Origin of the sequence: Bacillus cereus group sp. BceL291 (assembly GCF_051776705.1) — a bacterium.
In the GTDB taxonomy this organism is placed as follows: domain Bacteria; phylum Bacillota; class Bacilli; order Bacillales; family Bacillaceae_G; genus Bacillus_A; species Bacillus_A cereus.
This window is the reverse complement of the sequence record NZ_JBPWAP010000015.1, coordinates 76,754-97,810: the sequence shown is the minus strand read 5'-3', so window position 1 is coordinate 97,810 and position 21,057 is coordinate 76,754. Positions and strand designations below refer to the sequence as shown.

Genomic DNA, 21,057 nt, shown 5'->3' with positions numbered 1-21,057 from the left:
CCTAATATTAAGAAAAAACATTCAATTTCTTTATATTCTATCACGAATATAAAGAAAGGATGGCATTTTTTACTTTTGGGGATAGTTAACACTTTTAAGTTGATGGGCATGAGGTATTAGCACCGTTTCAAACATTTCGTTTGAAGGTTGCCGGGTTTCACAGGGCCTTTCCCTCCACCGCTCTCAATAAGAGTTGTCTTTATTATTTTATTTATGTAGCTAAAAGGAAATGCGTTCCCCTTTTAACAATGTTTGTTAATTTTTTAATAAATTTAGCATGCACAAAAGTAAAAGTCAATGACACTTGCGGGAAAATAAAAATTATTTAAAATAAAGTTGCAATTCAATTATCTTTTATTGTAAAGTTAAAAACATAATAAAAATTTCATACGAACATTCTTATCTAGAGAGGTAGAGGGACTGGCCCTGTGACGCCTCAGCAACCATTAACATTTTGTTAATAAGGTGCTAATTCCAGCAAATTGTGAAAGATTTGACAGATGAGAAGAAGACTCTATTCAAACCGAAAGCCTTCTTCTTAGAAGGCTTTTTTTATTTTATATTCACTTAATGTTTCAATTTAAAAAGGAGGAATTTTCACATGTCAACAATCGAAACAAAACTAGCACAAATCGGAAATCGTAGTGAAACTACAACTGGAACGGTTAATCCACCAGTTTATTTCTCAACCGCTTATCGCCACGAAGGAATTGGTAAATCTACTGGCTTTGACTATTCACGAACTGGCAATCCAACTCGCGGTCTTTTAGAACAGGCGATCGCAGACTTAGAATATGGCGAACAAGGTTATGCCTGTAGTTCAGGGATGGCGGCTGTTCTCCTCGTCCTTTCTCTATTCCGCTCTGGAGACGAACTTATTGTATCTGAAGATTTATACGGGGGAACGTATCGATTATTTTCTGAGCATGAAAAAAAATGGAATGTTCGATGTAGATACGTAAATACACAGTCTATTAAACAAATTGAGCAAGCTATCACAACTGAAACGAAGGCTATTTTCATAGAAACTCCAACTAATCCATTAATGCAAGTTACTGATATTGCTGCTGTCGCAACTGTAGCGAAAAGGCACGGACTACTTCTTATTGTAGACAACACATTCTACACACCTTATATACAGCAACCATTAACAGAAGGTGCTGACATTGTACTTCATAGCGCAACGAAATATTTAGGGGGACATAACGATGTACTAAGCGGGCTTGTCGTTGCAAAAGGAAAGGAACTTTGCGAGGAAATCGCTCATTATCATAATGCATCAGGTGCAGTTTTAAGCCCATTTGACTCATGGTTATTAATTCGCGGTATGAAAACGTTAGCGCTTCGCATGAGACAACATGAAGAAAATGCGAAAGCAGTTGTTGCGTATTTAAATGATGAAGACGGGGTGACAGATGTATTTTATCCAGGAAGAGGCGGCATGATTTCATTCCGCCTTAAAGATGAAGCTTGGATTAATCCATTCTTACAATCTTTATCCTTAATTACATTTGCCGAAAGTCTTGGTGGTGTAGAAAGTTTAATGACTTATCCAGCAACGCAAACACATGCTGATATTCCTGAAGAAATTAGAACAGCAAACGGCGTATGCAATCGTCTTCTTCGATTCTCAGTTGGCATTGAAAATAGTAACGATTTAATTCAAGACTTAAAGCAAGCCATTAAACTCGTAAAAGAAGGTGTAAGAATATGAGCTATTCTATAGATACACTCTTACTACACAACCAATATAAACATGACTCGCAAACAGGCGCTGTGAACGTTCCTATTTATAACACATCAACTTTTCACCAGTTTGATGTAGATACGTTCGGAAAATATGACTATAGCAGGTCAGGAAATCCAACTCGTGAAGCTCTTGAAGATATCATTGCTTTATTAGAAGGCGGAACAAAAGGATTCGCCTTTGCATCAGGCATTGCAGCGATTTCCACTGCATTCCTCCTTCTTTCACAAGGTGATCACGTACTCATTTCAGAAGATGTGTACGGAGGCACTTACCGAGTGATAACTGAGGTACTCTCCCGTTACGGTGTTTCACATACATTTGTTGATATGACCAATTTAGAAGAAATAAAACAAAACATGAAACCAAATACAAAGCTCTTTTATGTAGAAACACCTTCTAACCCACTTTTAAAAGTGACAGATATTCGCGAGGTTTCTAAACTCGCAAAATCTATTGGCGCTCTTACTTTTGTTGATAATACATTTTTGACACCACTATTCCAAAAACCACTTGAACTTGGAGCTGATGTCGTTCTTCATAGTGCTACAAAATTTATTGCTGGTCATAGTGATGTTACTGCCGGATTAGCAGTAGTAAAAGATGCAGAACTCGCTCAAAAGCTTGGATTTTTACAAAATGCATTCGGTGCTATTTTAGGACCTCAAGATTGTTCTCTCGTACTTCGCGGTCTAAAAACATTGCACGTACGCCTCGAGCATTCAGCTAAAAATGCCAATAAAATCGCACATTATTTACAAGAGCACGCTAAAGTACAAAATGTCTATTATCCGGGATTACAAACACATCTCGGATTTGATATTCAACAATCTCAAGCAACATCAGCTGGAGCGGTCTTATCGTTTACTTTGCAGTCAGAAGATGCACTCCGCCAATTTTTATCAAAAGTAAAATTACCTGTTTTTGCAGTTAGTTTAGGAGCTGTAGAGTCAATTCTTTCTTATCCAGCAAAAATGTCACATGCAGCACTGTCGCAAGAAGCTCGTGATGAAAGAGGAATCTCTAATTCATTACTTCGGTTATCAGTCGGTCTTGAAAATGTTAACGATTTAATATCCGATTTTGAAAATGCCCTTTCTTATGTAGAAGAACCTGTAAATGCATAGAGAAAAAGAAGATATGAGATTAGGTTTTCATATCTTCTTTTTCTGCGTTTTAGTTATATTCATTTGAATTTCTTCTTTTCTTATAGTCCATAAAAAAATAAAAGTATATCATCTATTTCTAAATAATGGATTAATTGATATATTAAGAAATAAAAAGGGGTGAAAATAATGGATATTTGTTCAGATATTTTAATCGTTATCGATTTACAAAATGGCGTATGTTATAGCGAGGAGCATTTATTTGATTTACAGAACTTACTAACAAAAGTAAATAAAAGAATTTATTCATACAGAAAATTAAATAAACCAATCCTTTTTGTTCAACATTGTGATGATGATTTAGTACCCGAGAAAGAACTTTGGGCTATTCATACCGATCTAGATGTTCAAGAACAAGATTTTTTTGTAAGAAAAACACATGCAAATTCATTTTATAAAACAAACTTAAAAGAAATTTTAGATCAATTATCTGTAAATTGCATTGAATTTTGTGGCGCCCAAACAGAGTACTGTATGGATGCTACGATTAAGTTTGCCCACGGACTAGGATACGAAAACTTTATGGTACAGAAAACAACCTCTACGTTGAATAATCCTTTTATGTCCGCAAAAGAGACAATTGATTTTTATGAGAACATATGGAATCACAGGTTTTTAACGTTGCTAAAAGATGAATTTTAGAATAAATGACTAATGACTTGATCATCCTAAGATTTATCAGCCGTAAGCAAATATTTCATTATCACCATAAAGAAGCGAATTACATTCAGCTTCTTTTCTTTTAACCTGTTTTATATTCTATATATATCATTATAATTCCTTTGTCATATTATTTTAAAAATTTCGTATATTAATTTGAAAGAATAAGAAAATCATGATAAAATTGTGTTACAAATATATCTATATCTTTCAATTTTTAAAACGCATCGAAATTTTCACCCAAAAATGTCATTTTACAAAAACATGCTAATTTACCTATTTTATTTACATCAGGGTCTCTTTTCTTACAATTTCTTTACTTTAGGACTTTTTTTCTGCAACAACTATTTTCTTTTCTTTAAATTTTTGGTATGTATAGTATGGTATAATAGCTCACACGGAGGTGGAAAAGAACATGTTAGAAACCTTTCAAAAAGAATTAGAACTATATGAAAGTAATGCAGAATTATTAAAAGTGCTAGCTCATCCTGTTCGTTTATGTATCGTAAAAGGATTAATCGAGCGCGGTCCAAGCAACGTTTCTACAATGTATACTGGCTTAAACATGCCACAATCTACAATTTCACAGCATTTAGCAAAATTAAAAAGCGCTAAAATCGTTTCTAGTGAAAGAAAAGGATTGGAAATTTATTACAAAGTAGAGAATGAAACAATCATTCAACTCGTTCGCGTATTATTAGGTTAGGGACTAATAATCGAAGAAAAAGAACGTATTCTATATTTTTCATCTCATATCTTTAATATAAATATATATCATGAGAGGAAATATATAATACTACATAAGTCGTATTAAAAAACAAGACACAGTATATACTGTGTCTTGTTTTTTATATTGTTACATACCGATCCAAATGTAAATGTTGCATATTTTTTGTATGTATAACAACATCAAATGCACTCCCTACTCCTCCATTCAAAATCATAGAACGAACTGCTCGATTTTGTTTTTGCGTTTCAGAAAAAGGATTCGTATCTTGATGGCTCGTAAGCTGTTCTAATATCCCTGCAGCTAACAAGAACTCAGATTGTTTCTTATGCCATACTGCACTCATTCCTTGCATACTAAACATCTCCTTTAGCTCGTCCCAATGAATATGAGTAGTAAGATCCATTTCACCTGGATGCGCTAGTGGGTTACGTATTAGCTTATGCTGATAATACCCTCGCAAACTTCCTTCACGGTGTGCTGGATGCATCCATTCTTCTTTTGTGTATCCATAATCAACTGTAATACATATACCTTTTTGAAACCATTTCGCAATTTCTTTTATATACTCCTCCATCACAATTGGTACTTCAAAACGTTGCCCTTCAGCAATATGAATATTATATTTCAATAAATAGCGACCAATTCTTTTATCTAACGGCCTACATACTTCTGAAAGGTTTCCTTCCTCTGTATATGTAATACGTACTTCATACAACATACCATTTCTTTTCTCAATTATTTCAACAGGAAATGCATCAAACAACTCATTAGAAAAAAGAATTCCCTCGAAAGAATCTCCCATTTCACTATAGGAGGTATAGTACGATACATTAGAAAATGAGCCAAGGTGCTCCTGCTGTAATTTTCTATGAAAAGGGCTCACTTCAATCATTGAATAGTTTAAATCAATAAAGGTTTTTGGAGATAATTGCTTCCATTCTTGTAAAACATCATAGGCAAACTTCCCTGTTCCTCCGCCAATTTCACAAATATTCGGAGCAACTTCACCATTTTCAACAAGACGAATAAAAAGTTTAGCAAAAGTTTTTGCAAACACAGAGGATACGTTGCTACTTGTAAAAAAATCCCCTTGTCTTCCAATCTTTTCACGTTCTTTCATATAATATCCATGACCTTCTGTATACAATACAAGGTTCATATACGTACTATATGAAATTGAATAATCCTTTTCTTTCCCCATCCATTCTCTTAAAATGAGCTCCATTCCCATAATGACTCCTTATTGTAAAAACGGATTATTTTCTTTTTCAAAGCCAATGCTTGTTTCTGGACCATGTCCACATAAAACCGCTGTTTCATCTGGTAATACAAATAATTTCTCTTCAATACTTCCAATTAATTCAGCGAAACTTCCACCAGGTAAATCTGTTCTTCCAATGCTCATTTGGAACAATACATCTCCTGAGAATACAGCATTCGCCTCTTTACTATAATAAGAAATACTTCCTGGAGAATGTCCTGGTGTCTCAAAAATTTCAAAATTAAATGATCCAATTGTTAATGTACCTTCTGCATCAATAATATGATCCGCTGGTTTTGCTGTAATACTGCGGTTCATCATAAAAATTTGAGAGCCGTTTACAGTTGCATCTCCTAACCAATCTGCTTCTTCTTTATGTACATACACAGGAATATGAAAAGTGTCTCTTACCGCATCAACAGCACCGATATGATCAAAGTGAGCATGTGTTAATAAAACAGCTAATGGTTTTAATTGTTCTTCTTGTAAATATGTAACGAGCTTTTCACCTTCATGACCAGGGTCAAAGATAATGCACTCTTTTTGATCGTTCATTAAAATATAAGCATTCGTTTGTAATGGGCCTAACGGCATTTGTATCCATTTCATATGAAAATCTCCTCCAGTTATTAAACTTACTTTTAATGATACAACATTTCTTTCTCTGAGGAAAAGAAAGGATGCTATCTCGACAATCATTTTTAAAACATGTACAATATAAAAGAGTAAATATTCCAAAAACTCATAATAAGAAATGGGTAGACAGAGGAGGATATTGTATGGGCCTTGTTATTATTTTTACACTTGTCACTCTGTTAGCTGTATTTGCTACGCTTAGAACACTTCGTGAAAAAAACTTTTTCGCGAGCGGCTTTGCAATTGCAACTGTACTCGTTTTCGGATGGTTTACGATCATGACTGTTCTATATAACGGGTATCCACCAGCAGCTTAATTCGTTTACACTTTATTCTTCATCGAGATTTCACACAAAAAGAGGAAGGGTTCCCCCTTCCTCTTTTCATATTTCACAACTTATATCATCTTCGCTTCGTATTTGTGCTTTTTTACAAGCCAAGCTCCTCCGATAACACCTGCATCATTACCAAGTGTTGCAATAGCTAACTTCGTGCTCTTTACAGCACGTGAGAAAGCATATTGCTCGAAATAGCGTTGAATTGGTTCTAATAGCGCATCTCCAGCTTTAGACACGCCTCCACCAATAACAATTTTCTCTGGGTTCAATGTACTAGAAAGGTTCGCTACAGCTAATCCTAAATAAGAGGCTACTTTTTCTACTACTTCACCTGCTAATTCATCACCTTGTCCAAGTGCTTCAAAGACATCTTTTGATGTAATACGTCCTTCTTCAGCTAACATAGAACGCAACATGCTCTCTTTATTAGTCTCTTGTATTTTTTGCATAGCAACACGTACAATACCTGTCGCAGATGCTACTGTTTCTAAGCAACCAGACTTCCCGCAATTACATGGGAAAGCATTTTCTGTAACGACTGTAATATGTCCAATCTCACCAGCAGCACCACTCACGCCGTGTACAATCTCACCATTGGCGATTACACCACCACCAACGCCCGTACCAAGTGTCATACAGATTAAATCTTTTGCACCTTCACCAGCACCTTTCCACATTTCACCAAGCGCTGCTAAGTTTGCATCATTATCAATAACAACAGGTAATCCTGTTTCTACTTCTAATAAGTCTTTTAGCGGATAGTTTTTCCATCCTAAATTAACCGCTTCATAAATCATTCCAGACGCCACATGTACAGGACCAGGAGCTCCCATACCAATACCAATTAACTTGCTCTTCAATTCGCCTAATTCTTCTAGCTTTTTATCAATTGCTTTCGCAACATCAAGTGTAATATGTTTTCCTTGCTCACCTGTATTCGTAGGGATTTCCCACTTATGTAAAATTTCACCGTATACATTAATAAATGCTAATTTAATCGTTGTACCACCAAGGTCAACACCAACTAACCATTTCTCTTCCATGTTGCTTACCTACCTTTATCTAATTCTTATTTAGCTCTTTTTGAATTTCTTGCTTCAATAAAAATAAAGCTGTTTGATAGTCTTGTGGATCGATTAGCTGTGATTGATTTAATTCACGCAATTCATCTTGCATTAATTGTAAATCTGCAATTCGATCTCCCGTATAAATAATCGTACCAAATTTCTTTAGCAATTGCTGAATATCATAAATAGATACCATTTCATCACCCTCTATGCTCACTTACTATAAAAAATTATAATAAGAAAACGTTCACATATTTTATTATAATCAAGAAGAAAAAGTCTCGTCAATTTTTATTTGTCTATACAAGCTTATTTGTAAGCATTATTCCTTTTTCTGTAATAATTTTTTCTATGTTTTTATCAAATGGCTCTACCGGAATGTGTTTTACCATTTGAAAATCATACGCTAATGATAGCGTTTTCCCTTTATAATGCACGAGATAACGATCATAATAGCCACCGCCGTACCCAATTCGCTCTCCTCGTTCTGTATAAGCTACGCCTGGGACAATTTGAAGATCAATTTCATCCATATTCACTTCTTCCGTAAGCCCGGGAATCGGTTCACGTAAATTCATATACACCGTTTCTAATTGATCAAAATTATTAATTTGCCGGAAGGACATCGTTCTTGTTCCTTTATTACACTTAGGAACTACAACTTTCTTTCCTTCTTCCCAAGCTTTTTCGATAATAGGATATGTATTCACTTCATTTTCCATTGAAAGAGTAATTCCAATTGTTTTAGCTTCAACCCACTCTTTTTGCGCATACAACGAAAATGCAATCTGTTCTGATAAAGTTGTATACTGTTCTTCTGATAAAGAATTCATGTGTTCTATTATTTGTTTACGCAAACGTACTTTCTCTGCTTTCACACATTCTCCCCCTTACAGTGACACTTTACTCTATGCTGATAGTGTATCACTTTTAACATAGGAATCGAATAAAAAAAGAAACAGTAGGAAAATATTCCTACTGCTTACTTTGTTTCACGGTGTAACGTAGACTTCTTGTCACGCTTGCAATACTTTTTAAGCTCGATACGCTCAGCGTTGTTACGTTTATTTTTCTTTGAGATATAGTTACGATCTCCGCATTCTGTACATGCTAGAGTAATATTCACACGCATTCTTATTTCCCTCCAGTACTAATAACTTAAATCAGACTATACTATAATACCACTTTTAAAATAAAAATTCTACACCTTTTGATATTGTCTAATTTTTTCTATAAGATTTTTCATATTTTCCCTTGCTATTACTGGGTTTCTAGCATGTGAATACACCAAAAATTTTGGTTGTTTTATGTCAGAAACGATATAAGACCACTCTTTTTCAGTATATTTGAACTGCACTCCTTCAAATATCCCTTCTCCCTTCCTTTCTATATCATCCAATAATTTCCTCATAATTTCCCCTTTTTCATTCCATGAACATACCACTTCATCATAAAGTAAATAGAGCGGAGGTGATTGCTCTACTATGCTGAGAAACGTTTTTCCTTGCAATGCTATTAGCTCGAATAATTTTCCAATCCGATATAAAATATCTCGCTTCCACCTCACTTGAAACGACTTTCTTTCATCCTGCGTATAAAATAGAAGATAACATTCTCCTAATTTCAAAGACATTGGGTAAATATTTCCTGTCGATTCGAGCAAGAAATCTGGAATATCTACCTCTTCCAAATCTGTACCTTGGTAAATATTACTATGTTTATCGTATAACTCGAAATGATTTCCTTTCTCCGAAAACATAAGAGCCATATTCGCTTTACTTGATTTCATCAAAGCTTTCACATGATCTTTTTGTTCGCTTGCATAAATCCATGTAACTGTACAACCAAGTCTTTGCAGAAAGAGCATAAGTAAATGTTGCAACGTATCATTTCTCTTATTAATAAGAAGATGAAACTTCTGCATCTGTATTTTCTCGATATCAATATGCTCCAATATAACTTCTATATACTCATTCATAGAAACATGAACGAGCTTATTACGCCCCATTTCTTTCTCCTGCACGTAATAAAACAATTCGGACATATATATTTGTTCTATCTCTTTTTGCTGCTTATACGTTAACGGCATGCCAGCTTGACCGTATAACTTTATAACAATCTCATTCTCATTCTCCACTTGAATGAAAACACCACCTGCACATTGCAAATGATGAACACTATATTGAAAAAGTGACTCGTTCATTTCTTTACATTCCATCGTATGAATCCCTATACCATGAATAGCATGTAAAAATAAATTTTTATAAGAGGTTGTTTCTATATTTTCTTGACTTCCAATTAATATACTTTCTCCTTTTTCAAAAAGAGAACCATACGCCATCGCAATCTTCACGATAAACTGGGGAGTAATTTCAACATTCCCTCTTCCTACAATGCGGCTTTTTTGTAACCACCCTGCACTCATTTCACTCTCTTGAATACCAGCCGCTCCTACTATCGAATGACTATCAATCGCCTTATAAGGCCATAGTTTTCCTTTTTGCTTAATTACCGTACTTCTCCCGATATGACAGTGATCCGCTACAACACTTTTTTGAAACAGTGTAACATCATCTTCAACTATTGTACGCTCTCCTATTGTCGTTTCTAATAGTTCACAATACTTCCCAATGTGGGCATTCGCAAAAACAATACTTTTTTGAAGATGAGAATAACTTGAAACAATACTATTTTTCCCAATAATAGAATATGGCTCAATTACAGCTCCTGTACCAATCTTTGCTCCTTCTCCAATAAAAGAGGGGCCATGAATTTTCGTCCCTTTACCAATCGTCACCCCTTCCCCCATCCATACCATAGGTAATACTTCTGTATAAGGAATAGGTACTTGTAACTTTTTCGTTAACAAATCAAATTGTGCTTGTCGATATTGATTAAATGTGCCGATATCTAACCAATAACCTTCTGACAAATATGCGAATAACACATTTTTGTTTGCCAATAATGGAAACACATCATGACTGAAATCAAAAAATTGCCTAGGCGGTATGTAAGAAAAGATTTCTGGCTCCATAATATATATGCCTGTATTCACAACATTAGATACTACCTCATTCCAGCCCGGCTTTTCTATATATCGTGTAACCTCCTGGTTTTTATTCATTACAACCAATCCAAATGAGAGTGGATTTTCTACTTCTTTCACAAACATTGTTACCATTCTTTTCTTTTGTTCATGAAACCTAATTCCTTCTGATAATTGAAAGTCAGTTAATGCATCCCCGCTTATCACAACAAATGTTTCATCTAAAAATTGTTCTGCTTGTTTAATACTCCCTGCTGTGCCAAGCGGAGGAGAGTCTTCAAAATAATACAAGTTAACTCCCCATTTACTACCGTCACCAAAATATTGCTTAATGGTCGTACTCATATATTGAACAGTAATTGCAATTTCACGAATACCATGCTGACGTAATAACTCAATATTATATTCTAAAACTGGTTTTTCTAATAATGGTAACATCGGCTTTGGAGTATTACATGTTAATGGTCTAAGGCGTCTTCCTTTTCCTCCAGCTAAAATAACCCCCTTCATATACTTCAGCCTCCACTTATATAATGTTCAGTAACTCCATATACCATATGTATATTCCCTATCCCACATGAACTAGCAGCATAAACTTGATTAGTTAAACAAATCCTCATTTAGAAGACCATATAATTAAATTTCTCACCTATAAAAACGTACGTTTCAAACAACAAGAAAGCGCTTACTGTAAATTGGTAAATAATACTTATTAACGACAAACATATATACTAATTTTTCCATTACATTATGATACATCTTATCATCATAAACTAAAGGAAACAACGAGCTTTTTTTGTCATGTTTTGACTAAAAAAAGCAGGTGATTTCTCATCACCTGCTTTTATTCCTACTCATTCAATAAATAATGCTTTCCTTTTACTAAATAAAAGACATTTTCAGCAATATTTGTAATATGATCTGCTACACGCTCAATATATCTCGCGACAAATGATAATTGTGTAATTTGCGTAATTGCTTCTGGTTGTTCCGGAACCGACGATATAAACTCACGAATTGCTTTTCCATATATTTCATCAACGGAATCATCCATTTCAGCAATTTGTTTCGCAAAAGTTAAATTTTCTTGTTCATATGCTTCTAACGCTAAATGTAACATCTCATTTGCAACCGCAAACATTTCATCCAGGTTGTGCAAACTAACAGCCACTTCTTTTTCCCCAAGACGAATTGTAGCCTTTGCAATATTAACAGCATGATCTGCAATACGCTCTAAATCTGTCGCTGTTTTAATTGAAATAAAAATCCTTCTTAAGTCACTTGCTACAGGTTGCTGCTTCGTAATGAGCATAAGCGCAAGATCGTTTATTTCCTCTTCTAAATTATCCATGCGGTAATCACCATCAATGACCTCTAACGCTTTCTCTACATCCCTTGTATGCAGACCTTCCATAGCCATCAATAAAGCCGCATTTGCTAATTCTCCAAGCTCGATCACCTTTTGCTGTAACGCTTTTAAATCACCTTGAAACTGTTCTCTTACCATTTTTCTTCCCCCTCAATATTATGTGCCATTATATAAAAGTGAAACTTTAATCAACCCTCATCAATCGGGATTTGATAGGCAGCAAGATCCCCTCCCTAACTTCTTTGCTTTCGCTAAATTTTAAGGTGGGGGTCTTACTGCCCGCAAATAGCGGGGTAAATCTCCTACATAGCCTCTTGCGCTTGTAATAAACCTTAAGATAAGGAGAAGTATTACTTCTCTATTAACAGTAAGATAAAATAAGAAATGCCCTCTGTTAAGAGGGCATTTGCTCTTAGCTTTGAAACGATATCAACCAAAGCGACCTGTAATATAATCTTCTGTACGCTTATCTGAAGGAGTCGTAAATAATTTGTTTGTATCTGTATACTCCACAACTTCCCCGCTTAAGAAGAAAGCTGTTTTGTCTGAAATACGCGCTGCTTGTTGCATATTATGCGTTACGATAACAATACTAAAATCTTTCTTTAGCTCTTGAATTAATTCTTCTACTTTTAATGTTGAAATTGGGTCTAATGCCGATGTTGGCTCATCCATTAAAATAACGTCTGGCTCAATAGCTAAGCAGCGTGCGATGCATAGACGCTGTTGCTGTCCACCAGATAAACCGTATGCATTATCGTGCAAACGATCTTTTAACTCATCCCAAATCGCTGCTCCACGTAAACTTTTTTCAACAATTTCATCTAATGTCTTTTTGTCACGAATACCATGGATTTTTGGACCGTATGCTACATTCTCATAAATAGATTTTGGAAATGGATTTGGCTTTTGGAACACCATTCCTACATGCGTTCTTAATTCTTCAACTGGATATGATTTATCAAATATATTGCGTTCTCTATATTCAATTACACCTGTAGTTCGAACAATCGGTACTAATTCTACCATGCGATTTAATGTTTTTAAGTAAGTTGATTTACCACAGCCACTTGGACCGATAATGGCTGTAACTTCATTCTCATGAATACTTAAATTAATATCTTTTAAAGCATGGTCTTCCCCATACCATAAATTTAAGTTTTTCGTATCAAATACTACCTTCTTTGGCGCAGTCTCGATTTTCTCTTCGTTTTTCACCTGTACATTTACTACTGTTGCTACCATTTGAATTCCCCTTTCATCCACTTCCAACTTATTTTCGATTTCGTAACCATAAAACAAATATATTAATAAATAGCAACAAACCTAACAAAACAATCATCCCAGCTGCTGCTACATACTGAAATTCTTCTTGTGGCCTACTCATCCAATTAAAAATTTGAATTGGTAGAACTGTAAATCTATCAAACATACTAAATGGAACATAATTTGCAAACGCAAGTGCCCCAATAACTAATAGTGGTGCAGCTTCTCCAATTGCTCTTGATATCGCTAACGTACAGCCCGTTATAATCCCTGGGAAAGCATATGGCAATACAATTTGATACATCGTTTGCCACTTCGTAGCACCTAATCCGTAAGAACCCTCTAATAATACACTTGGTACTGATCGAATTGCTTCTTGACTCGCCACAACAACTGTTGGTAAAACGAGTAGACTCATCGTCAGTGCTGCTGCAACTATACTCTCTCCTAAATGAAGAGCATATACAAAAATAGTTAAACCAAGCAATCCAAATACAACGGATGGTACTCCTGCTAACGTTTGATTATTAATCTCTATTATTTTTTTAAATAGAGATTCCTTCGCATATTGCTCTAAATAAAGTGCTGTTCCAACTCCAAATATAAAAGAAACAGGTATAACAATACTCATAAATAATATTGTCCCTGACAAAGCTGCAGCAATACCAGCTTCTTTCGGATTACGTGAAGCGAAATTTGTAAAGAAATTTATTGAAAGATAACTTATACCTTTTTCAACAATTTGAAACAGTAACAAAAACAAAATTACGATTGAAAATAAAATTGCTATATAAAATAACAATTTGTAAATTCGATCTTTTAAAAAGCGTGATGCCATGTTTTTTTGTATTTTTTTATGATTCAACATTCGCATATTATGTCATCCTCCTAAAACGGCGCATAATAGACTGCGAAATGATGTTCATAATAAAGGTAAACAAAAATAACGTTGCACCTACAGCATACATGCTGTAATACGTAATCGTTCCATGCGGAGCATCACCTAAACTTACTTGCACAATATAGGCTGTTAACGTTTGAATTGAATGTGTCGGATCAAGCGATACATTTGGTGTGGATCCTGCTGCAATTACAACAATCATCGTTTCACCAATTGCACGAGAAGCCGCTAATATAATCGCTGCCATAATCCCTGTAAAAGCGGACGGAAACACCACTTGTTTTACCATTTCAAACCGCGTCGCTCCGAGTGCTAATGAAGCTTCTTTCGTCCCTTTCGCCACAGCTCTCATCGCGTCTTCAGATAGAGATGCAACTGTAGGCATCATCATAAATCCGATAACGATTCCTGGACTAATCGCATTAAAAAACTGCAAATCTGGTATAATCCTTTGTAAAAGCGGCGTAACAATTGTTAATGCAAAAAAACCATATACAATTGTCGGGATACCTGCTAATAGCTCTAACATCGGCTTTAATATTTTCCGTGCACTATTTGAAGCATATTCGCTTAAAAATACGGCACACGCTAAACCGATAGGAATTGCTACAAACATAGCGATTGCTGTTACAAGGAACGTTCCACATATGAGTGGTAATATACCGAATTTAGGGTCTTCAAAAAATGGTAACCATTCTTTCTCCGTCAAAAAGGAGTATAATGATATTTTTTGAAAAAACATGATTGTTTCATTAGAGAGCGTAAAAACAATTCCAAGTGTCGTCACAATAGAAACGCTAGCAATTATTTTTAGTAATAAAGGCACTATTCGATTGATTCGCTGCGTTTTTTTTCTTTGTTTTGTATTTCTTTCAATCAAATGTTGTACAGAAAATGTAATTTGACTTTTGTCATTATGAGCCAAAGATGAAAACCCCTTTCCACCCTGACATTACCTTTTTATTTCTGTTAACATACGCAGCTGTTCATTGTATTTTTCTTTTCGTAATTTTACATACCCGACCTCTTCAGCGAGGTTACCGACATGCTGAATCATAAACTCAACATAGTTTGCTACATTCATTTTATTTCGGATAGATGCATTATTCACATAAGCAAGTAGCGGCCTAGATAACGGCTTATACTTACCTGATTGAATGGTCTCTTTCGTCGGAAATACACCATTTACTTTTATTGCTTTCACCTTATCTCGATTAGCCATATAATAAGCATATCCTACAAAAGCAATGGCATGTTTATCATTCATTACCCCTTGCATAATAACTTGATCATCTTCAGACAAAGAGACTTTTTTTACAATGCGATGATTTTGTAAGATGACATTTTGAAAATAATCATACGTACCAGAGTCTACGCCTGGTGCATAAAACTTCACTTGTTCACGTGGCCATGTTGAATGAATTTGTGACCATCGCTTCTCTCTTCCATCTTCACTCCAAAGTAGTCGTAACTCGTCTACTGACATATCGTCTACCCATGTATTATGGCGATTCACAACAATCGTAAGACCGTCGTTAGCAACCTCAAAAGGTGTGAACTGAATAGAGTTTTTCTTCATTTCATTTTTCTCGACTTGTTTCATTACTCTCGAAGCATTATTTATATCTACTTCTCCTTTACTGAAACGATTAAATCCTCCCCCAGTTCCAGAAATACTGATGGAAATTTTCACGTCTGGATGCACCTTTGTATATTCCTCCGCTACTGCTTCTATAATAGGAAAAACCGTTGAGGATCCATCAACTCTCACTTCTCCCGTATCATTTAAAGCAAATGCAGTAGACATTTCAAAACAGAGGAACCATATTGATAATACGAAAATCTTAATCGGTGTATGCATCCATTTCACGTGTTCTTCCTCCTAGAAGTAACCGGAAATAACAGGATTACAGATATAAGAATACTGCTAAACTATTAATTCGGTTTTAATTGTTTGTAAAAGTTTTGTAAAGTTCCACAAAAATCAACATACGATACAATTTTAATTCAGTAGTAGCTATTCATTTCCTCTGATGATTTCCCTATAAAATATTTATCCCCTATCCCACCATATACAAGTATCATTTATAGGGCCGCGTTTTTTAAATGTTGTATACTTGTCCACATTTATTACACGATATGCATAAACCATAAAAAAAAGCACACTATCTTTTCATATAGTGTGCTTTTTTACAACTTTTTTATTCATCATCTTGATCTTTGTTTTTATTGTCTTTATCATCTTTTGGAGCTTCACCATTTACTTCTTTGTTTTTCAAATCAAAGTAAGCGTCCATAATTTCACGACCAATATATCCATTAATACCAGTCTTATCATCATGTACCCATGGAACGACAACAGAGAATGCTACTTCTGGATCTTCAAGTGGCGCATAACCTACTAATGTTAAGTTATATGTTTCCACACGTTCACCTTTTGCATTTCTACCAATCTCTTTATCTCCACCATACACAGTTTGAGCTGTACCAGTTTTCCCAGCAGCTTTATATTTTGCACCTGTAAAGTACTTTGTAGCTGTACCACCTGAATCATTATACACTTGTCTAAATCCTTCTTGAACGCGTTTAATTTGCGATTCCGGCATATCAATACGATTTAATACTTTCGGTTCCATAGATTGAACAACTTTCCCAACTTCATCTGGTTTCACTGCCGGTTGACGAATTTCTTTTACAACTTGTGGTTGCATACGATATCCGCCATTGGCAATCGTCGAAATATATTGCGCTAATTGAAGCGGTGTATACGTATCATACTGTCCAATTGATAAATCTAGTAAGAAACCTGGTTGACTACTCTTACCCATCTGACCAGCAGATTCATTCGGTAAATCAATTCCTGTTTTTACACCAAGTCCAAACTGTCCGAAATAATAACGCATCGTATCAAATGCTTTTTGAGGTATATCTAACGTACCACCTCTCACATATGGAACACCGGCGATATTCATCGCTGTTTTAAACATATAAACGTTAGAAGACATTTTTAAAGCTGTAAGGTCATTAATGTATCCCATCGTTTTCCAAGACGACTTCGTAGGTGTACCTTTTAATTTAATTGGTTCATCCAATTGTACTGCCCCTGGTTGAATCGCACCAGTTTGATATCCAGTAAGTACTGTTGCACCTTTTACAGTTGACCCCATCGGATAAGAACTTGTCATGGTACCTAATGCAAAGTCATTTACTTTCGTTTGACCATCTTCGTTAACTAATTGTTTCCCCGCCATAGATAAAACTTCACCATTTTTTGGGTTCATCATTACAACAAATGCGCGATCTAAAAGAGGTTCACTTCCTTTAAACCTCATTAAATTCTTCGCAAGAATATCTTCCACGCGCTTTTGTAATTCCATATCAATTGTTAAGTTCAGGTCATTACCACTTTGTCCTTTTGATACATTAATCGTTTCTAAAATATTACCGTTTTTATCTGTAACATTTCTAACTTCTGCTTTCGTACCATGCAGGCTATCTTCATACTGTTGTTCAAGATAACTTTTTCCTACTCGGTCATTTCGATTGTAATCACGAACAAGATAGTAATCTAGTCTTTCTCTCGGTAAGCCTTCATCAGATGTCGACACCCCACCAAGTACACTTCGGAATAAATCATCGTACGTATATTTTCGCTCCCAATCAACATTCGTATCTACACCTGGTAATGCTGCTAGGTTTTCACTAATAATCGAATATTCCTTTTCTGTAGCATCCTTTTTAATAACTTGAGGTGTCATTGCATATCCGCCGTCCATCTTACTCTTAATCGCTAGTATTTCTAGATCTTTGGCGGATAATTGATTAATCTCTTCTTCTGTTACACGACTTCGCTGACGCTCGTCTAATTCTTTATCATCAATTTTTTTATCTTTAAACTCTTGACGATCTTTATTCGTAATTTTTTCTTTAGCTTCCTCTTTATGCATAGCAAGCCAATAATCTTTTTTATCGCGATCTGTTAATTTATCTGTCGGTACTTCAATCAAATCTGCTAGCTTTTTCGCTGTTTCTAAGCGATCCTCTGCAGTTGATCCCTTCATTTTTGTAAATGTAATAGTACGAATGGCTGCATTATCTACTACAGGTCGCCCATAACGGTCAAATATTTTCCCACGCGGTACAGGATTACTTATCGTTGAGTTTTCTTTCTTCTCCACTTCATTCTTATATTCTTCACCGCGAACAATTTGTACATATCCGAGCCTTACAATAACCGCGGAGAACATTAAAAACACGCAGAAAAACAACACGTTTAATCGAAAAGGAACGTGGGTCTTTTTCTTATTTTGCTTCTGCTTCTTGCTCATACAAACCCCCTCTACCAACAGCTATGTAATGTGAAAGGGACACCCTCATACAGGTGTCCTCACTGCTGTCTTACATCTTTTTCTATTCTAGCATAAAACAAACGAGAAGTTAACCTTCTGGTTCAGTTTGTTTTTGCGCGTTCTCTTGCGTTACAACACTTGTTTTACTCGCATTTCCCTCATCATATTTGACATTTTTAACTGCAAAATAAATAAGAAAATGTCCAGCACCTAAAATACATAATAAGTAAGGTAAACTTTTTTCAGGTGGAAAGAATAGTACAGCACATAAAAAACTTAAAATGGAACAGATTCTTCCGGCGTTTAACCATAACTCCCGAACAACGACATATTCCACACGCCATTCTCTCGCATTTTTCGCTCTACCAATTACATCATATGTCATTGATCCGTACGGAACAAGTAAAATAGGATATGCAATCGCAATACATGCCGCATAAATAAGTAATTTCGTGTATGTAACATTGAAAATAACTAAAAAGACGACAGCATATAAAATAATGCCCCCAAGTAAAATTGCTTTTTTTCGCCACTCCTTCTTTAACATACGAGCAACTAAGTAATAACATACAAAGGATACAGCAGAGTTCACTAAACTGTATTTCCCTAATGCGAACTCACTATTAGTTGCTAAATAAACATATACTGAAATGACAAAAATAAACGTCCCTTCTCTCAATCCTTGGAAAAAATGAGCTCGTGTAATCTTTCCCCAATTTTTATCAATCCGTCGTTCTTTCAATACTTGCACGATTTCATAACGCCCTTCACATTCTCTTTTAGATAAAAAGAAGCTTAAGACGACAGCAATTGCAAATAGAACTAATGAAAGAAAGAATATAACAGTATAGCCACTCCATTTCTCCATACGTGAAATTGTGTATCCTGCTGCTATTGGTCCAATCATCCCAGAGAAGGATGTAAGAAGTCCAAGAAACCCATTAAAGAAATCTCTTGTTTCTGGTTCTGTAATTTCAAATGTCAATAAGTTAAAAGCCAACCAGTAAAAACCGTATCCTACTCCTAAAAGAGCCCCCATTAATAGAATATACTGAGAAGCACTTTTCCCTGCTACTAAGACAACGATAAAAAAAATTGCGAGCGTTCCTACCCCTATTCGTAATAAAATCGAGCGATCGATACGTTTCGCTAATTTCCCCCCTACAAGAAATGTGAGAGGCTGTAATACCACGCTGGCTAAATTATACAAGCCAAGATTCACATAATTTTGTGTTTGTTTCCATAAATAAATATTTACAAACGTATTCGATAAAGAAATTGCGAGCGTGTATAAACCTCCTATAAGGAGCAATAACACTAAATCCCGATTCACTTCAACGTCACCAATTATATGTTTCCATTTCATACACAACTCTCCTTTACTTCATGTTCTAGTCTTCCAAAGACAAGCCCAATTATGTAAAAGGAAAGCATAGAAAAAAGCTAGGGGCTCTCCCCTAGCTTTTTCTATATTTGTTACAATTATTTTGCTTCTTGGTAACGTTTTTCAGCAGCGTTCCAATCTACAACGTTCCAGAATGCACCGATGTAGTCTGGACGACGGTTTTGGTAGTTTAAGTAGTAAGCATGCTCCCAAACATCTAAACCGATAACTGGCGTTTTACCTTCAGTTAAAGGAGAATCTTGGTTTGGAGTGCTTGTTACTTCTAACTCACCATTGTTTACTACTAACCAAGCCCAACCAGAACCGAAGCGAGTTGCGCCAGCTTTTGCGAATTCTTCTTTGAATGCATCGAAGCTACCGAATTTTGCTTCAATTGCAGTTGCAAGTTCACCTACAGGTTGTCCTCCGCCGTTTGGAGATAGGATTGTCCAGAAGAATGTATGGTTAGCATGTCCGCCACCATTGTTACGTACTGCTGTACGGATTGCTTCTGGTACTTCGTTTAAGTTTGCAACTAATTCTTCTACGCTTTTGTCAGCTAATTCTGCATGACCTTCTAAAGCAGCGTTTAAGTTTGTAATGTACGTGTTGTGATGTTTTGTATGATGGATGTTCATTGTTTCTTTGTCAAAGTGAGGCTCTAAAGCATCATACGCATAAGGTAAATTTGGTAATTCGTGTTTTGCCATTGTTATATTCCTCCCAGTTTATGTATTGCCACTTAAGTGACATACAACTTCATTCTACCCTAATTGCCATAGGGTGCAAACAAATAAATCACATTGTCTTGCTATCATTAAAGTAGCAAAATTCCCACTTCTTTTCAATTAAAATGCTCATATATTCCGTAAAAAAAGCTTCCTTCTACAAGGAAGCTTCCTGCTAACATAATAAACATGTGAAATGGATATGGACCCTGTAGGACTCGAACCTACGACCGGACGGTTATGAGCCGTCTGCTCTAACCAGCTGAGCTAAGGGTCCACAATTATGTATGTAACAACATATCAAATAAAGGAATTCCTATCGGATATGCTCTTTAAGAAATGTAAGATAAATTTACCATATAGAAAAGAAAAGTGTCAATTGTATTTTTCTTATTTAAAAGAAGAAAGT

Annotated in this window: 20 protein-coding genes, 1 tRNA gene and 2 riboswitches; of the genes, 5 read left to right on the top strand and 16 right to left on the bottom strand. The window is 35.5% G+C overall.

Translation table 11 applies throughout. From position 1 onward, the window contains the following. Window positions 1–89 precede the first annotated feature (89 nt). Window positions 90–193, bottom strand: a riboswitch (SAM riboswitch). 203 nt (window positions 194–396) lie between these two features. Beyond that, window positions 397–507: riboswitch (SAM riboswitch) on the top strand. Between the two features lie 94 nt (window positions 508–601). From metI to ACS2CR_RS12645, 4 genes are all read left to right on the top strand, one after another. Next, complete coding sequence (gene metI / locus ACS2CR_RS12660; protein ID WP_000103889.1) at window positions 602–1,714, top strand: cystathionine gamma-synthase/O-acetylhomoserine thiolyase; 1,113 nt, start codon at window positions 602–604, stop codon at window positions 1,712–1,714. Next, on the top strand, window positions 1,711–2,874 hold the full coding sequence (metC, locus tag ACS2CR_RS12655; RefSeq protein ID WP_000122301.1) for a cystathionine beta-lyase: 1,164 nt from the start codon (window positions 1,711–1,713) through the stop codon (window positions 2,872–2,874). The genes metI and metC overlap by 4 nt, the downstream gene beginning before the upstream one ends. Window positions 2,875–3,042: 168 nt before the next feature. Beyond that, window positions 3,043–3,555: a cysteine hydrolase family protein gene (locus tag ACS2CR_RS12650; RefSeq protein WP_000350341.1), complete on the top strand. Its 513-nt coding sequence runs from the start codon at window positions 3,043–3,045 to the stop codon at window positions 3,553–3,555. 433 nt (window positions 3,556–3,988) lie between these two features. Further along, on the top strand, window positions 3,989–4,279 hold the full coding sequence (locus tag ACS2CR_RS12645; protein ID WP_000894377.1) for an ArsR/SmtB family transcription factor: 291 nt from the start codon (window positions 3,989–3,991) through the stop codon (window positions 4,277–4,279). A 142-nt stretch (window positions 4,280–4,421) separates the two neighbouring features. On the opposite strand, the gene ACS2CR_RS12640 is transcribed toward ACS2CR_RS12645, so the two are convergent. Both ACS2CR_RS12640 and ACS2CR_RS12635 read right to left on the bottom strand, forming a co-directional pair. Beyond that, the gene (locus ACS2CR_RS12640; RefSeq protein WP_016111669.1) at window positions 4,422–5,534 is read right to left on the bottom strand and encodes a class I SAM-dependent methyltransferase; all 1,113 of its coding nucleotides are present in this window, start codon (window positions 5,532–5,534) and stop codon (window positions 4,422–4,424) included. Window positions 5,535–5,543: 9 nt separating this feature from the next. Continuing rightward, complete coding sequence (locus ACS2CR_RS12635) at window positions 5,544–6,173, bottom strand: MBL fold metallo-hydrolase (RefSeq protein ID WP_000871233.1); 630 nt, start codon at window positions 6,171–6,173, stop codon at window positions 5,544–5,546. A gap of 170 nt (window positions 6,174–6,343) precedes the next feature. Here ACS2CR_RS12635 and ACS2CR_RS12630 point away from each other — a divergent pair, with 170 nt between their 5' ends. Beyond that, entirely contained in the window at window positions 6,344–6,517 is a 174-nt protein-coding gene (locus ACS2CR_RS12630; protein WP_000524852.1) for a DUF2759 domain-containing protein, read from the top strand. Between the two features lie 80 nt (window positions 6,518–6,597). Here the strand turns inward: ACS2CR_RS12630 and glcK are convergent, their stop codons facing one another. The 14 genes from glcK to ACS2CR_RS12560 all read right to left on the bottom strand — a co-directional run bounded on the left by glcK (window position 6,598) and on the right by ACS2CR_RS12560 (window position 20,925). After that, window positions 6,598–7,581, bottom strand: coding sequence for a glucokinase (glcK, locus tag ACS2CR_RS12625; protein ID WP_000391701.1), 984 nt, complete (start codon window positions 7,579–7,581; stop codon window positions 6,598–6,600). Window positions 7,582–7,600: 19 nt separating this feature from the next. Continuing rightward, complete coding sequence (locus tag ACS2CR_RS12620) at window positions 7,601–7,801, bottom strand: YqgQ family protein (RefSeq protein ID WP_000253699.1); 201 nt, start codon at window positions 7,799–7,801, stop codon at window positions 7,601–7,603. A gap of 103 nt (window positions 7,802–7,904) precedes the next feature. Further along, window positions 7,905–8,483, bottom strand: coding sequence for a 5-formyltetrahydrofolate cyclo-ligase (locus tag ACS2CR_RS12615; RefSeq protein ID WP_053512772.1), 579 nt, complete (start codon window positions 8,481–8,483; stop codon window positions 7,905–7,907). 104 nt (window positions 8,484–8,587) lie between these two features. Continuing rightward, window positions 8,588–8,737 (bottom strand): 50S ribosomal protein L33, encoded by a 150-nt coding sequence (rpmG, locus tag ACS2CR_RS12610; RefSeq protein ID WP_001265616.1) that lies wholly within the window; start codon window positions 8,735–8,737, stop codon window positions 8,588–8,590. Window positions 8,738–8,806: 69 nt separating this feature from the next. Next, window positions 8,807–11,161, bottom strand: a complete 2,355-nt coding sequence (locus tag ACS2CR_RS12605; protein ID WP_016111670.1) for a sugar phosphate nucleotidyltransferase — start codon at window positions 11,159–11,161, stop codon at window positions 8,807–8,809. Between the two features lie 340 nt (window positions 11,162–11,501). After that, the gene (gene phoU, locus ACS2CR_RS12600) at window positions 11,502–12,158 is read right to left on the bottom strand and encodes a phosphate signaling complex protein PhoU (RefSeq protein WP_000251243.1); all 657 of its coding nucleotides are present in this window, start codon (window positions 12,156–12,158) and stop codon (window positions 11,502–11,504) included. A gap of 291 nt (window positions 12,159–12,449) precedes the next feature. Next, window positions 12,450–13,265: a phosphate ABC transporter ATP-binding protein gene (pstB, locus tag ACS2CR_RS12595; protein ID WP_000226681.1), complete on the bottom strand. Its 816-nt coding sequence runs from the start codon at window positions 13,263–13,265 to the stop codon at window positions 12,450–12,452. Window positions 13,266–13,293: 28 nt separating this feature from the next. Then, a complete protein-coding gene (pstA, locus tag ACS2CR_RS12590) occupies window positions 13,294–14,160 on the bottom strand; it encodes a phosphate ABC transporter permease PstA (protein WP_001242559.1) in 867 nt (288 codons plus the stop codon). 1 nt (window position 14,161) lies between these two features. Continuing rightward, window positions 14,162–15,112: a phosphate ABC transporter permease subunit PstC gene (gene pstC, locus ACS2CR_RS12585; RefSeq protein WP_000940914.1), complete on the bottom strand. Its 951-nt coding sequence runs from the start codon at window positions 15,110–15,112 to the stop codon at window positions 14,162–14,164. Window positions 15,113–15,139: 27 nt separating this feature from the next. Further along, the gene (locus tag ACS2CR_RS12580) at window positions 15,140–16,057 is read right to left on the bottom strand and encodes a PstS family phosphate ABC transporter substrate-binding protein (RefSeq protein WP_053512770.1); all 918 of its coding nucleotides are present in this window, start codon (window positions 16,055–16,057) and stop codon (window positions 15,140–15,142) included. 331 nt (window positions 16,058–16,388) lie between these two features. Then, window positions 16,389–18,515 carry a peptidoglycan D,D-transpeptidase FtsI family protein gene (locus ACS2CR_RS12575; RefSeq protein WP_000038982.1) on the bottom strand — a complete coding sequence of 709 codons (2,127 nt, stop codon included), beginning with the start codon at window positions 18,513–18,515 and terminating at the stop codon, window positions 16,389–16,391. A gap of 109 nt (window positions 18,516–18,624) precedes the next feature. Further along, window positions 18,625–19,902, bottom strand: coding sequence for an MFS transporter (locus ACS2CR_RS12570; RefSeq protein WP_153602644.1), 1,278 nt, complete (start codon window positions 19,900–19,902; stop codon window positions 18,625–18,627). Between the two features lie 116 nt (window positions 19,903–20,018). Beyond that, window positions 20,019–20,630, bottom strand: coding sequence for a superoxide dismutase [Mn] (gene sodA / locus ACS2CR_RS12565; protein ID WP_001052031.1), 612 nt, complete (start codon window positions 20,628–20,630; stop codon window positions 20,019–20,021). A 221-nt stretch (window positions 20,631–20,851) separates the two neighbouring features. Next, window positions 20,852–20,925, bottom strand: a tRNA-Ile gene (locus ACS2CR_RS12560). Window positions 20,926–21,057 lie beyond the last annotated feature (132 nt).